The organism is Aeromonas sp. 95A (assembly GCF_051919235.1).
In the GTDB taxonomy this organism is placed as follows: domain Bacteria; phylum Pseudomonadota; class Gammaproteobacteria; order Enterobacterales; family Aeromonadaceae; genus Aeromonas; species Aeromonas veronii.
Window position 1 is genome coordinate 985,819 of sequence record NZ_JBQBFC010000001.1, and the last position, 15,384, is coordinate 1,001,202.

1 protein-coding gene is annotated in these 15,384 nt (G+C 61.4%); it reads right to left on the reverse strand.

Annotation, left to right across the window (positions count from 1 at the left end):
* Positions 1-23: 23 nt before the first annotated feature.
* The gene (locus ACTG2U_RS04340; RefSeq protein WP_439974093.1) at positions 24-15,365 is read right to left on the reverse strand and encodes a VCBS domain-containing protein; all 15,342 of its coding nucleotides are present in this window, start codon (positions 15,363-15,365) and stop codon (positions 24-26) included.
* Positions 15,366-15,384 lie beyond the last annotated feature (19 nt).

Below are 15,384 nucleotides of genomic sequence, written 5' to 3' on the forward strand. Positions count from 1 at the left end.
GGCGCACCACTTGGTGCTATGAATTAACCGTGATGCTGATGACTGGGGTCCTCTGGCGCAAGCAATGGCTCACCCGTTTCACTACCAGTAACAGACTCATTCAGTGATGTCATGTGGTGTTCATCGTTGCTCCCGTTCACATGCTGATCCATGAGCGCTTCGACCGGCGGCATTGGCGGCATCACCTGCGCCCCCCCCTCAACATGAATACCTGCAGCATCCAGATAGCCCGAGACTTGATCAACAAACGGATGCCCGTCTGACTTGTCTCCCTGCACTACACCGGACAGATCGGCAAACTGCCAATAATCTGCCACATGAGGCGCTATGCCCATCTGTTGCTCGTTATTGATCTCAACGCCTGTTGAAACCCCATCTGATGCAGTCATATCTGACGATACAGGTATCAATTGTTGTGGAGCATCATGCCCGGCAACGGGAGTGACCTCTATATTCACGTGCGCGGATTGGCTTGGCTGCATATCCGTCAGATCAACACTCTGTTCATCGGATGCGACAACTGGTGCTGGTGCTGGCGCAGGCATGGCATTCAGCGGCAATTCGCCAAATGTCCACTTGTCGGTCCAACCATCAAACCCGGTGCCATCCGGCAGCCAAACACTGATATTGTGCGGATCACCCATGTTATGCAGCCACATCCGTGTCGAGTCCATCCCGCTATCTTCATGCACGACAATCCCGAATCCCTGTGCATGCCATTGCATCAGATCACGCATCGACATGGTTGCCGCATAATCGACCCCGATCGGTGAAAATGTCTGTAACACATTGCCTGCGGTATCGATCACCTCGACATGAGACCCGCTAATGCTCAGCGCCATATTGGCAACAACAATGGAGTCCCCTTTATCAAGAGCATCAGCCAACCCCTGATACTGGTATCCTGCTCCGTGCACCGCGGCCAATATATTCCCATAAGCATCCATGCCACTGTGTGGCTGCACTGAAGAGTACAAGGGGACAGAAGCACTACCGGTCACCTGGATATTCACATCATGAGCGGTGCCATCCAGACTGTGTACGTTCACGCTATCTGTCACACGGTCCTGCCAACCCAGGCGCTGCACCTGAGCGTTGCTGGTATCAAGTTGGTACTGCCAGCGGCCCTGGGCATCAATCGACAGACTGCCGAAGCTCCCCGCAACCTGACTGGCCTGGAAGCCCGCCTGCCCAGCATCGGCATCACTAACCTGCAGTTGACCGTCGACCTGCGCTTGCCCCCCGACCTGCACATGGCCGGTATCGACACCGCTGATCACCGCGCCATCATTGCTGCCAGTGATGTGTAGGGTCAGCATCTGCGTGGCATGGGCGCCGCTGGCATCCGTCACCACCACGGGGATGGATAAGTCCCGCTGCTGGCCCGCTGTCAGGCTCTGGTAATCGGCATGCCCCGGGTTGAAGCTGTAGCTGCCGTCGGCATGGAGGCTGAAGCCGGCGACCTGGGCGCTGGTGCTGAACTGCAGGTGCTCGCCGTGGTCGGCATCGCTGGCCTGCAGCTGACCTTGCAGGACGCTGCCGTCCTCGGCCACCGTCTGGCTCTGCGCTTGCAACACTGGTGCATCGTTGGCGCCATTGATGCGCACAATGACGACATGGCTGCTGCCATCGACGCTCTGCACCGTGATGCTGTCGCTCAAGCTTTCGCCAGTTTTGAGCGCCTGGACTGCGGCGCTGCGATTGTCCAGCGTATAAGTCCAGTCGCCGCTGGCCATCAGCGTGAAGCTGCCATGGGCCGCGGCCTGATGCTGCGGCGTGAAGCTGGCTTGCCCGCTGTCGACATCACTGATGACGAGCTTGCCGGAGGCACTGAGGCCGCCGTCTTCGCTGACCGCACCGCTGTCTGCTCCGGTAATCACCGCCGCATCGTTGCTGCCGCTGAGCGTAACGGTGATCTGATGCGTGGTGCCATCGGCACTGCTGACGGTCAGTGTGTCTGGCACCGTCTCGCCCGCCTTGAGCTGCTGGATTTGCGGCTTGCTGTTGTCAACGTTGTAAGTCCATACACCACTGGTATCCAAACTGAAATGCCCCAGTCCGGCGCTACCCGCTACATCGTTCTGGGCGTTGAAATGATCCTGCCCGGCATCGCTATCCGTGATATTGAGCTGGCCGGATGCCCGCAACTGGCCAGCTTGCACAGCCTGGTCCTCACTCAGTGAGGCGGTATCGGCACCGCTAATCACCGCCGCTGACGCGTTGTCGCCAAACAATTGCACTGTGATGGTGTGCGCGGTGCCATCGGCGCTGTGAACGGTAAATGTCTCGCTCAGGAGCTGACCTGCAGAGAGCTGGCTGAGTGCTGGTGCATGGCCGTCGGCCTGATAGTGCCAACTGCCTTGGGCATCGATGCTGAAGCTACCGTACTGCCCCTGCACCGCTTGCTGGGCGGTGAAGTGCGCTTGGCCACCGTCGGCATCTAGCACCGTGAGATGGCCTTGTGTTTGCAGCAGGGCATCGCCATCGGCCAGCACACTGCCGCTGTCGGCGCCGCCAAGCTGGGCGGGCGTGTTGCTGATGACACTGGCGCCAGGATGCGGTATGCCGTTGATGGGGAGGCCGCCTATTGGGCGCTTGTCTGGCTCGTAGCTATAGGCGCCATTGAAGTTCAGTAACATCTCGTTGTTGGCATCGTGGAAGTAGTAGTTGGCGTTGCCGCCAACACTGCCCTGCAGCACCAACATGGCCCCCGGATGTGCCTTGATTTGCTCGCACAGCTCGTTCATCGGCACGTAGTAGCCGAAAAACTTGCTGTACCTATCAAAGGTGTGCAGTACATGGCCGCTGGCATCGACCACGGTGGGCTTGCCGTCGTAGACGTTCATGACTACATCGCGCAGGCCATTCGAGTCACCGGCGGCCATGCGTTCGGCGATCACGTGGTAGCCACGCGTGTCCCCCCCGCTCTGGGCCATCAGGTTGCGAGCGATCTCTGGCCAGAGATCGGGCTTCTCGTCGGCACCGTTGACCGTAATGCTGAGGGTGTGCGCCGTGCCATCCACGCTCTTGACCACGAAGGTCTCAACAGCAGATTGCCCCTTGTTAAGCGCGTTTAGTGCCGGGCTATTGTTGTCGGCGGAGTAGGTCCACAGCCCGTCAGCCTGCAGCGATAAATGGCCAAACTTGCCGGCCACTTGGTGCAGCGAGGTGAAGGCGGCTTGACCGCCATCGGTATCCTGAATAGTGAGCTTGCCGTGAGCCTCGATCTGGCCGGTACCAGTGACATGGGCATCTTCGGTCACGCTGCCGCTATCCACGCCAGCAATCACCGCGTTCTCGGCTGTGCCGACGATGCTCAGATTGATGATGTGTTCGGTGCCATCGACACTGTGCACCGTGACAGTTTCGCTCAACTCGGCTGGCAGCGGGGCAGTTTGCCAACTCAATGCCAGATGCTGGGCGGCACTGGCCGGATCGTTCAGGACAGTTGCCGCACTCAGCGGAAGTGGATGCAAATCTCCCGCATCGCCGCGGTCATGCACAAAGACTTGCACATCGCTCTGACTGCCCTGCAGATGCAGCTCATAGCCCTTGCCCTGATGCAGCCAGCTCAGCAGTTCATCCACACCGATATTGGCGCGGCCATTTGCGTCCATCACATACACCACCGGCGTGGTGCCAGCCGGACCGCTGAGCACGATGGCCGCGCCCTGGATGCTCAGATCGAGCACACCGGCCGCAGCGTTTGGCTGCTGTTGCGTGAGCGCTTCAGCCACCGCCTTGAAGCCAGTTTCATTCGACTGGCCCAGCACCTGCGCGAGCAGCAGTGACACATCGGCCGTCTCACCGGGCGTGCCGCCAGGCTTGAGAGCTTGGATGTCAGCGCGACTGTTGTCCACCGTGTAAGTCCAGTGGCCATCTGCCGCCAAGTTGAAATAGCCGTACTGGGTGAACACATCGCTCTGCGCCACAAAGGCAGCCTGACCGGCATCGACGTCCGTCACCGTGAGCAAGCCCTTAGCCACGAGCGTGCCAGCTGCCGTAACGTGATCGTCCTCGACCACTCGGCCACTGTCGGCTCCTGCGATCGCTGCACTATCATTCTGGCCGTGGATGGTAATTGCCACCTCATGCGCCGTGCCGTCTTCGCTCAGCACCGTGATGGTGTCGACCAAGGTCTGGCCATCGGCCAGTTGCTGCACTTCGGGGCGTTGGGTGTCGAGCTGGTAGACCCAGTCGCCGTTGACGTCGATGCTGAAGCGGCCGTAGTGGGTGGCGGTGTCTGTTTGAGGCGTCATCGCCGACTGGCCAGCGTCCGCATCTTTAACCTCGATGAAACCGGAAATCTGCTGACCGTTGTCCTCCAACACATGACCGCTGTCGAAGTCCAGTGGTGCAATGGCCGGCGGCATGACCGCAGCGCCTTGCACGGCAGCACCGACACTGGCGGCCCAGACATCGTGCATCGTGGGATTAAAGCCCAGTGAAGCCTGCGCAGGATTGGAAATACCAGTCACATAAGCATTAAATCCAGAAAGAAGGTTAGGATTTCCCTGATCGTGGGCATAAATCTGAATTTCTCCACCAGGATGGTCGACTACCACCACTTCATAACCAGCGCCCTTGTTATGCCAGGCCTGCAAATCCATCAGTGGCACGTTCGCCACACCACCCGTGCTGTGATAAATCACAGAAATACTGCCATCCGGTGAGCGAAGTCCAATGCCACCTGGCGTAGTGATCGCCACTTCTGCGGTGACATAGTTACGCGGCAACTGGTTGGCCAGCAGGACTTCGGAGATATACAAAAACTCCTTAGGGCCGGCGTTCATCAAGGACACGCCGATCGGGATATAGATGTCATCGGAATAGTTCTGAACCGCCGAGAACCTCGCCGCATCGTCCTGACCCTGGATGGTCACAGTGATGGTTTGCGCCGTGCCATCGGCACGGTGCACGGTAAAGCTGTCCGTCAGGTGTTCGCCGGTCTTGAGTTGCTGGATGGCCTCCTGCTTGTTGTCCGCTTCATACAGCCAAAATCCCGTCTGGTCGATGGTGTAGCGGCCGTATTGGGTCTGCACGGCATTCTGTGGTACGAACTCGGCCGTACCTGAATCAGAGGCGCTGACGCTGAGCTTGCCAAAGTGTTCCAGATTGCCTTGGGAATTAACGTTTTGGTCTTCGGTCAGGGTGGTGGCGATATCGCCACTGATAACGGTTATGTCATCACGGCCCATCACAGTGATGGTCAGACTCTGCGTGCTGGTGGCACCCGCACTGTCGGTCACGGTAATCGGGATGACCACATCCTGCGTCTGGCCAGCGGCCAGATGCTGGTAGCTGGCATGTCCAGGATCAAAGCTGTAGCTGCCGTCGGCGTTGAGCGTGAAGCCGTCCACCGCGTTGGCGAGGCTGAAGATCCCAGTGTCACCAGCATCAACATCGGTGGCGACCATATGGCCGCGGAGCAAGCTGTCGTCTTCAGTCACCGTCTGCGTTTGTGCAGCCAGCACCGGCGCGTCATTGACCGGTGTGATGCTCAGTTGCAGTGAACTGCTAATGGGCTGGCTGCCGCCGCTTACGGTCATTGTGAACTGCACCTGGTCGGCATTGACGTTAGCCGCAGGAGTGAAAGTCCAGCTGCCGTCGGCGTTGTGGCTGAACTGGCCGAAGGCCGCATCCACCTGCACATCAGTCAGGCTCAAATGCTCGCCCGCGGCCGGCACCACGCCTGCCAGCGCCAGCAACTTGCTCTCGCTCAGCGTCAGCGGCGTGTCTTCCGACGTACTAAGACTTTCGAAACTCAGACGCACAGGCAACTCGGCTGACGTGGCCGTCTGGTGCGTGCTGCCCTCCTCGCTGCGGCCGCTGATGCGCAGGTCCAGCGAGCCGGCAAAGTCCTGGGGCGCCTGCACGCTCAGGGCGTCTTGCTGCCAGCCCTTCGTATCGACCACCTGATCGGCGGCCGTGACGGTGATGCTGTGACTGCCATCGGTCAGGGTAAAGCCGACCGGCAGACCCTTGATCAAATAGCTCAGGGTTTCACTGCCATCGGTGTCGGCCAGATGGACATAGTCATCAAGCTTCAGATGCAGGTCGTGGTTGACCTGGGCCAGTTGCACCAAGGCCGGACTGATCTGGATGTTGTCGAGCAGGGCGCGCACATCGCCGCTGCCGGCTGCACGCAGCTCGATGCGCGAGGTATCGCCCGTAGCCACGAGATCGTACTCGTGATGCTGCATCGCATAACCGTCGGCACCCGGCGTGATCGTGTCGATCACCTTGCCTTCCCACAGCACTTCAAGCTGCGCCTTGCCGAAGCCGGGCCGGGCGGACAGGTCAAAGGCCAGATGCAGCGCCTTGCCTGCGCCGGTGCTCAGGTCCTGGTAGAGGTTCTTGCCGGCATTGGCGATCAGACCAACCTCAACGTTGGTGTTGCTGCTGCCGCCATAAAGTTTGTCCTGCGCCACCTCCACACGGCCACCGCCATCGGTGTGCCAACCAAAGGGAGTCGGATCGACCGTGTCCCAGCCCTTGCTGCCCAGTGCCAAGCTGTCGAAATCCGTCAAGCTGCCCTGCAGGCCAGGCGAGAGGACTGGAGTGTCAGTAACCGGCGTGATACTGAGAGGCAGATGGGCCGTGATCGGCTGCGCACCTCCGGTGACCGTGAGCGTGAGCGGAACCTGATCCGCCGAGACATTGGCTGCCGGGGTAAACGTCCATTTGCCGTCGGCATCATGCGTGACGTGACCGAACACTGGGTCCACCTGCACATCGCCGAGCGCATAGGTCTGTCCGGCAGGCGCACGGATGCCGGCCAATTGCAGCAATTCGGATTCGCTGAAGGTTCTCGGCGTGTCTTCCGCGGTCTCAAGATGCACGAAGGTCAGACGCATCGCCTGTTCCGTCGACATGGCGGTCTCGTGCGTGGCACCTTCTTCGGCAGTCGCGCTGATCTTGAAATCGAGCTGCCCCTCGAAATCCTTGGGCGCCTGCAGGGTCAGGGTATCCAGCTGCCAGCCCTTGATATCGATCGCCTCCCCGGCTGCCGCAACGGTGACGCTGTGGCTGCCATCGCTAAGCGTGGCACCCACCGGCAAGTTCTTGATCAGATAGCTGATGGTCTCGCTGCCGTCGGTATCGGCGAGGTGGAAGGCCTGACTGACATCCAGAGACACGGCATGGTTGACCAGACCCACCACCGGCGGCGGACTGATTGCGATGTTGTCGATGATCGAACGGCCATCACCACCGGTGGCGCGCAGTTCGATGCGCGAATTGGCCCCGGTGGCAACCAGATCATATTCATGGTGCACGAGGCCAAAGGAGCTGCCTGGCGTGATCGTGTCGATCACCTTGCCTTCCCACAGCACCTCCAGCGCCGCGACCGTGTTGCCCGCGCGCGCCGATAAGTCAAAGCCGAAGTGCAAGGCTTGGCCAACCGTGGTGGGCAGGTCGCGATAGATGTTGTTGCCCGCGTTGGCTGCTAGTTCGACGATCTGGTTGGTGCTGCTGCCGCCATAAAGCTTGTCCTGACCCACCTGGATGCCCTTGGCATAATCGGTGTGCCAACCCATGCCGGTGCCATCGACAAAGGCCCAGCCATCGCCGCCGACGCCTTGATGATCAAAATCCGTACTGACGGTCAGTCCGCCGCCACTGACCGGGGCATCCACCACCGGCGCGATGCTGAGCGCCAGCGAGGCCGTAACCGGCTGGGTGCCACCGGCCACGGTGAGGGTGAGCGGCACCTGATCGGCCGACACATTGGCCGCCGGGGTGAAGGTCCAGCTGCCGTTGCTGTTGTGGGTGAAGTGGCCGAAGGCGGGATCGACCAGCACATCGCTCAGCGTCAGATGCTCGCCGGGTATCTGCACCACGCCGGCCAGTGCCAGCAGCTTGTCGGCGCTGAAGGTCTTGGGCGTGTCTTCGATCACCCTCAACACATCGGCCGATTCAAAGCTCAGCCGCATCGGCAGCATCTGCGAATCGGCGGTCACCGCATTGCCCGCCTCCTCGCTGCGGGCCGTGACCTGGATGTCCACCGCGCCCGTGTAATCGTGCGGCGCCTGCACCCGCAGGGCATCCTGTTGCCAGCCCCGGGTGTCGATCTCCTGGTCGGCCTGGCCCACCGTGACGCTGTGCGTGCCATCGGTCAGCGTGAAGCCAACTGGCAGGCCCTTGATCAGGTAATGGACGCTCTCGCTGCCGTCGCTGTCGGTAAGGGCGAACTCGCTGCCGAGCTGCAGCCGCAGGTCGTGGTTGGTGATGCCCTCGCGATCCGAGCGGATGTCGTCGAACCGCAGGTTAACATTGTCTAGTCGAACCTGGCGTCCATCGGTGTAGTAATTGCCGTCTGTTCTGAACTCCAGTCGGGAATTGGGTCCCGTTGCCACCAGATCCAGTTCGGTATGGGTTGACTCCCAGTAGGCAAACTTCGGATTGATGTCCGCGACGACCTTGCCTTCCCATAGCACCTGCAGGGGAACGGAAATGTGATTAGTTGCCATGACATCGAATGACAGATGCACACGCTGTCCGGCAAAGGTGTCGAGGTCCTGATGGAGTTGATCGGAGGCCCTATCCGTCAACACGACAGCCTGCCCGCCGACAGGGCTTCCCCACTGCAGGTCGAGCGTTCTGCCCGCTTTGGGCTGCCAGCCCGCCGCACCGGCGGCATCGTCGAAGTTGCTGGCCAGCGGCTTGCCCGCCAAGCGGTCGGGCGCATCAGCCACCGGCGTGATGTCCAGCGTGGCAAAGGCCTCGCGGTTTGCCGTGCCGTCGGTGACGCTGAACTTCAGGTCCACGTCCTGGCCGCTGTAGTTGGCCGCCGGGGTGAAGGTGAAGCCATGCGCCGCGTCGCCGGTGAAGGTGCCATGCGTGCTGGTCAGCGAGCCGGCCACGATGTGCAAGCTGGTGCCATCATCGACATCGCTGACGCCGACAAGACGCAGCAGATCGGCCTCGCTGAACACGTGCGGCGCGTCTTCATTGATCGTCCCGGCATCGACTGCCTTGGCGGCGGTGTTTGCCACCACCAGCGGGCCATCATTGCTGCCGGTGACGGTGATGGTCAGGTTCTGCGTGCTGGTCAGGCCGGTGCTGTCGGTCACGGTGATCGGAATCACCACATCCTGCGTCTGGCCAGCGGCCAGATGCTGGTAGCTGGCATGGGTCGGATCGAATTGATACGTGCCATCGGCGCTCAGCGTGAAGCCGTCGACAGCGGTGGTGGTGCTGAAGGTTTTCGTGTCGCCGGCATCCACATCGGTGGCGACCATATGGCCGCTCAGCTGTGTGCCGTCTTCGGTGACCGCCTGGGTTTGTGCCGCCAGCACTGGCGCATCGTTCGTGCCGTTGAGCGTGACGGTGATGGTGTGCGTCGTGCCGTCGGCGCTGGCCACGGTCAGGGTGTCGGTCAGCGATTCGCCGCTCTTCAGCTGTTGAATGGCCGTCTGCGTGTTGTCGGCGCTGTAGGTCCAGGCGCCAGCTGCATCAACGCTGAAGTGCCCGTAGCCGGCGCTGCCGGCCACATCAGTCTGCGCGGTGAAGTGGGCTTCGCCGGTATCAACATCGCTGACGGTGAGCTGGCCGCTGGCTTGCAGATTACCGGTGGTGACGGCCGTGTCTTCGGTGACGCTGCCCGTGTCGGTACCGGCAATGACGGCGCCATCGTCGCGGCCGGCCACGGTGACGCTGACCGTGTGCGTGGTGCCGTCGGCGCTGCTGACGGTGAAGCTGTCGGTAACGGTCTGGCCGGTCTTCAGCGCCTGGACGGCCGCCTTGCTGTTGTCGAGCTGGTAACTCCATTGGCCGTCTTCGGCCAGACTGAGGCTGCCGTAGCTGCCGGCGGCGGCGTTTTGCGCGACGAAGTGCGCCTGGCCGTCGTCCATATCAGCAATGGTGAGCTGGCCGGTGACGGCTTGGCTGCTGTCCTCAGCCGTGCTGCCGGTGTTCACGCCGGCGATGGTCGGGCCATCGTTGCTGCCGGTGACGGTGATCGTGAGGTTTTGCGTGCTGGTGGCGCCGGCACTGTCTGTCACGGTGATTGGAATCACCACTGCCTGCGTTTGCCCCGCCGCCAGATGCTGGTAGCTGGCGTGGCTGGGGTCGAAGCTGTAGCTGCCGTCAGCGTTCAGCGTGAAGCCATCAACGGCGTGGGCGATGCTGAAGGTCTGCGTGTCGCCCGCATCCACATCGGTGGCGGCCATCTGGCCGCTGAGCTGCGTGCCGTCTTCGGTGATCGCTTGTGTTTTGGCCTGCAGCACCGGCGCATCGTTCGCGCCGCTCAGCGTCACGGTCACGGTGTGGGTCGTGCCATCAGCGCTGGTGACGGTCAGCGTGTCGGTCAGGCTGTCGCCGGCCTTGAGCTGCTGAACCGCCGTCTGCGTGTTGTCGGCGCTGTAGCTCCAGTGGCCGCTGGTATCCACGCTGAAGAGTCCGTAGCCGCTGCTGCCAGCCAAATCCGTTTGTGCCGTGAAATGCGCTTCGCCGGTATCGGCATCGCTGATGGTGAGCTGGCCGCTGGCTTGCAGATGACCGCTGGTGACGGCCGTGTCCTCGGTGACGCTGCCGGTGCTGACACCGCAGATCACCGCGCCGTCGTTGGCACCGGTGACGGTGATGGTCAGGTTTTGCGTGCTGGTGACGCCCGCGCTGTCGGTCACCGTGATCGGGATGACGATAGCTTGCGTCTGCCCCGCAGTCAGATGCTGGTAGCTGGCATGGCTGGGGTCGAAGCTGTAGCTGCCGTTGGCGTTCAGGGTGAAGCCATCGACGGCCTGGGCGATGCTGAAGGTTTGCGTGTCGCCGGCATCCACATCGGTGGCGACCATATGGCCAATGAGCTGTGTGCCGTCTTCAGTGACGGCTTGGTTTTGTGCCTGCAGCACAGGCGCATCGTTGGTGCCGTGGATGGTCACGGTCAGGGTGTGGGCCGTGCCGTCGGCACTGGCCACGGTCAAGGTGTCGGTCAGCGATTCGCCGGCCTTGAGCTGCTGGATGGCCGCTTGAGTGTTGTCGGCGCTGTAGGTCCAGGCGCCTGCGGTGTCGACGCTGAAGTGCCCGTAGCCGCTGCAGCCAGCCACATCCGTTTGTGCCGTGAAATGCGCTTCGCCGGTATCGGCGTCGCTGATCGTCAGCTGGCCGCTGGCTTGCAGATGGCCGGTGGTGACGGCCGTGTCTTCGGTGACCGAGCCAGTACTCACGCCGCCGATCACGGCGCCGTCGTTGGCGCCGGTGACGGTGATGGTCAGGTTTTGCGTGCTGGTGGCGCCGGCGCTGTCGGTCACCGTGATCGGGATCAGGACAGACTGGGTCTGGCCCGCCGCCAGGTATTGGTAGCTGGCGTGGCTGGGGTCGAAGCTGTAGCTGCCGTCGGCGTTGAGCGTGAAGCCACCGACGGCGTGGGCGATGCTGAAGGTTTGCGTGTCGCCGGCATCCACATCGGTGGCGACCATATGGCCGCTGAGCTGTGTGCCGTCTTCGGTGACCGCCTGGGTTTGTGCCGCCAGCACTGGCGCATCGTTCGTGCCGTGCAGGGTGACGGTCACGGTGTGGGTTGTGCCGTCGGCGCTGGCCACCGTCATGGTATCGGTGAGGCTGTCGCCGGCCTTCAGCTGCTGGATGGCCGTTTGCGTGTTGTCGGTGCTGTAGGTCCAGGCGCCTGTCGAATCGAGGCTGAAGTGCCCGTAGCCGGCGCTGCCGGCCACATCGATCTGCGCGGTGAAGTGGGCTTCGCCGGTGTCGGCATCGCTGACGGTGAGCTGGCCGCTGGCTTGCAGGTGGCCGCGGGTGACGGACGTGTCTTCGGTGACCGTGCCCGTGTCAGTGCCCGCAATAACGGCGCCGTCATCCCGTCCCGCCACGGTGACGCTGACCGTGTGGGTGGTGCCGTCGGCCGTGGTGACGGTGAAACTGTCGGTGACGGTCTCGCCGGTCTTGAGTGCCTGGACGGCTGCCTTGCTGTTGTCGAGCTGGTAGCTCCACTGGCCGTCCTCAGTCAGGGTGAGGCTGCCGTAGCTGCCGGCGGTGGCATTCTGCGCGATGAAGTGCGCCTGGCCGTCATCCACATCGGCAATGGTAAGCCGGCCGGTGACGGCTTGGGGGCTGTCTTCGCTGGTGCTGCCGGTGTTCAGGCCGGCGATGATCGGGCCATCATTCGTGCCGGTGACGGTGATGCTCAGGTTCTGGGTGCTGGTGGCGCCCGCGGCATCGGTCACGGTGACAGGGATGGTCAGCACCTGTGTTTGTCCCGCCGCTACGTGCTGGTACGCGGCATTCGCGGGATCGAACTGGTAGGTGTCGTCGCTGTTGAGGGTGAAGCCGTCGACGGCGTACGAGATGCTGTAGGTGAGCGTATCGCCCGTGTCCGGATCGGTGGCCGTAAACTGGCCGCTGGCCTGTGCGCCGTCTTCGGTCACGCGCACCGAGGCAATCGAACTCAGCATCGGTGCATCGTTGGTGTTGTTCACCACCAGATTAAACGTGGTGCTGACCTGCGCGCCGCTGCTGTCGATAGCCGTGACCGTGATGGGTATCGTACCCACATCACCGTTGGCGGGCGTGCCGCTAAACGTGCCGGTGGTTGCATCGAAGTGCAGCCAGGCTGGTAAGGCGCCAGTGCTTAAGGTAAGCGCGTCGCCGGTGTCGATATCGGAGAAGGTGCCCGCAGGAATACCGAAGCTGAAGGCGGCATCTTCGGTGGCCGTTCTGGTGGTCAGTACATGAGTCACCGTTGGGGAGTCGTTAGTGCCAGTGACCGTGACAGTAATCGTGTGCGTGGTGCCGTCGGCGCTATGCACAGTGAAACTCTCGGTGACCTGTTGACCCGCCTTAAGCGCCTGCACCGCACCGATGCTGTTATCGGCCTGATACATCCACTGGCCGTCACGGTGCAGCACCAGATCGCCGTAGTGGCCGGTGGATGTGCCCGCCCGGAACACGGCCTCGCCCGCATCCACATCGGTGACGCTGAGCGTGCCGGTGGTTTGCAGGTAGTGGCTGCCGCCTGCTGTTTGATCTTCCGTGACGGTGCCCACATCGGTGCCAGCAATCACGGCACCGTCGTTCGTGCCATTGACCTTGATCACGAGGTCTTGCGTGCTGGTCGCACCGGCGCTGTCGGTGACCGTCACGGGAATGGTCAGGACCTGAGTCTGGCCTGCAGTCAGGTGCTGGTAGCTCGCATGAGCAGGATCAAAACTCCAGCTACCGTCGGCATTCACGGTGAGACCGTCGACCGGCTGCGCAATGCTGTAGATGAGCGTGTCGCCGGTGTCCGGATCGGTGGCGGTGAACTGACCCGTAGCCTGCGCGCAGTCCTCGGTGACGCGCACAGAGGCAATCGAATTTAGCATGGGCGCATCGTTGGTGTTGCTCACCACTAGATCGAAGGTACTGCTGACCTGCGCGCCGCTGCAGTCAGTCGCGGTGACCGTGATGTGCTGAGTGCCTACATCGCCATTGGCCGGTGTGCCGCTGAATGTGCCCGTGGCAGCATCGAAGTGCAGCCAGGCCGGCAAGCTGCCGGTGCTCAGCGTCAGGGTGTCGCCGGTGTCGAGGTCGGCAAAGGTATCTTTGGGAATTCCAAAGCTGAACGCGGCATCTTCAGCGGCGGTTGTAGTGGTCAGCGCATGCGCCACCGTGGGGGCGTCGTTGGTACCCGTGATCGTTACAGTGACGGTGTGCTCCGTGCCGTCCGCACTGTGCACGGTGAAGCTGTCAGTGACCTGGCCACCTGTTTTGAGCGACTGAACGTCAGGCTTACGGTTATCGAGTAGGTAACGCCACTGGCCCTGTTCGTTCATCGTGAACGTGCCATAAGTGCCAACCACCCCGCTCTGCGCCACAAAGTACGCCTCACCATCATCTATGTCGGTAATGGTGAGCTGGCCGGTGACGGCTTGCGTGTTGTCCTCGCTGGTGCTGCCGCTACTCACTCCGGCAATGGTCGCGCCATCGTTACTGCCGGTCAGCTTGATGGTCAGATTCTGCGTGCTGCTGGCACCGACGCTGTCCGTTACGGTAATCGGGATCATGACATCCCGGGTCTGACCCGCAGCCAGATGTTGATAGCTGGCGTGGCTCGGATCAAAGCTGTAGCTGCCGTCGGTATGCAAACTGAATCCCGGCACCAGAAGCTTGGTGCTGTAGACCAGGGTGTCTCCCCTGTCCGGATCCGTGCCAAGCAACTGTCCATGTAGGGGGGGCACATCTTCTTGGGCGGATCGTACCTCAACCTGGAGCGCCGGCACATCGTTAGAACCCGTCAGGATGATCCGCAAGATGCGGGTATCCTGCGCCCCCTGGCGATCTGTCACCGCTACGGGAATATCGAGGATCTGCTGTTCGCCAGATTTGAGGTGATCGTAGACAGGAGACGATGGGTCGAAGACATATTGGCCATCGTCATGGAGCACAAAACCCGCCACCGGATGAGCCGCACTAAATATCAACTGATCGCCAGCATCAAGGTCGGTCGCGCTCAACTGGCCATGCACCGCAAGTCCCCCCTCATGGGTATCCAACGGGGTGACCACCGCCATCACGGGAAGATCATTACTGCCATTGACCCGGATCTGTAGCTGGGTCATATGGGTAACCCCGGTGTTATCGGCCACCAACACCACAAAACTCTCTGCCATCGATTGCCCGGTAACCAGCGCCTGTACCTTGCTACTGCTATTTTCAAGCTGGTAATGCCACTGCCCTTGCTGATCAATATCCAGCGTCCCGAATACTCCCTGCCTTGAGGCAACATACCACAGCAGATCGCTGGAGGGATGGCCCGTAACAGTCAGGGCGCCGTACGCGTCGACCCCCTGATCTTCCGTGACCTCACCCTGCACCACACCTTGCAACTGGAAATAGGTCGGCGGTGATTGTTCATCATGGGCAGCCAGTACTTGCGGTGACAGCGTGCCGGATATGGCTGACGGGATATCCCCTGATGGCTGACTGTCAGTTGCATCAGCTTGCCAAGATAATGGAGATACCTCAGCGGTTTTGGGGTCAGCCGACACTGAATCGTAAAATGCGGTTGTGTCATGGCCCGATACCAGCGGTTGGTCCACCAGCCGCCCTGCAGGGCGGCTCAATTCAGACGAGGGTGGAACCGGATGATGCGCGTGTGACTCGAGGACACTCTTAAGGCCCGAGACAGGGAGCCTAGATTCTGACTGACGATCGTCGATGGTATGGGAAGAGAGGTGGCTTGGCTCCTGCCCTGTCGTTGGTGATGACGCCTCAGCGCTGACCGGCGCCTCGTTCAAGGTGCTTTCCCAACCGATGATGATTTCATTACCCGTGTGGACTTCAGCCCCCCCCAGCTGATGCTCCCGAGGTTTGAGCTGTGCAGTTTTCTGTTCCGGGGTCAACTCGTGTGGCTGGGGTTTCTTGGCCATAAATACGCCTCACTCTTTA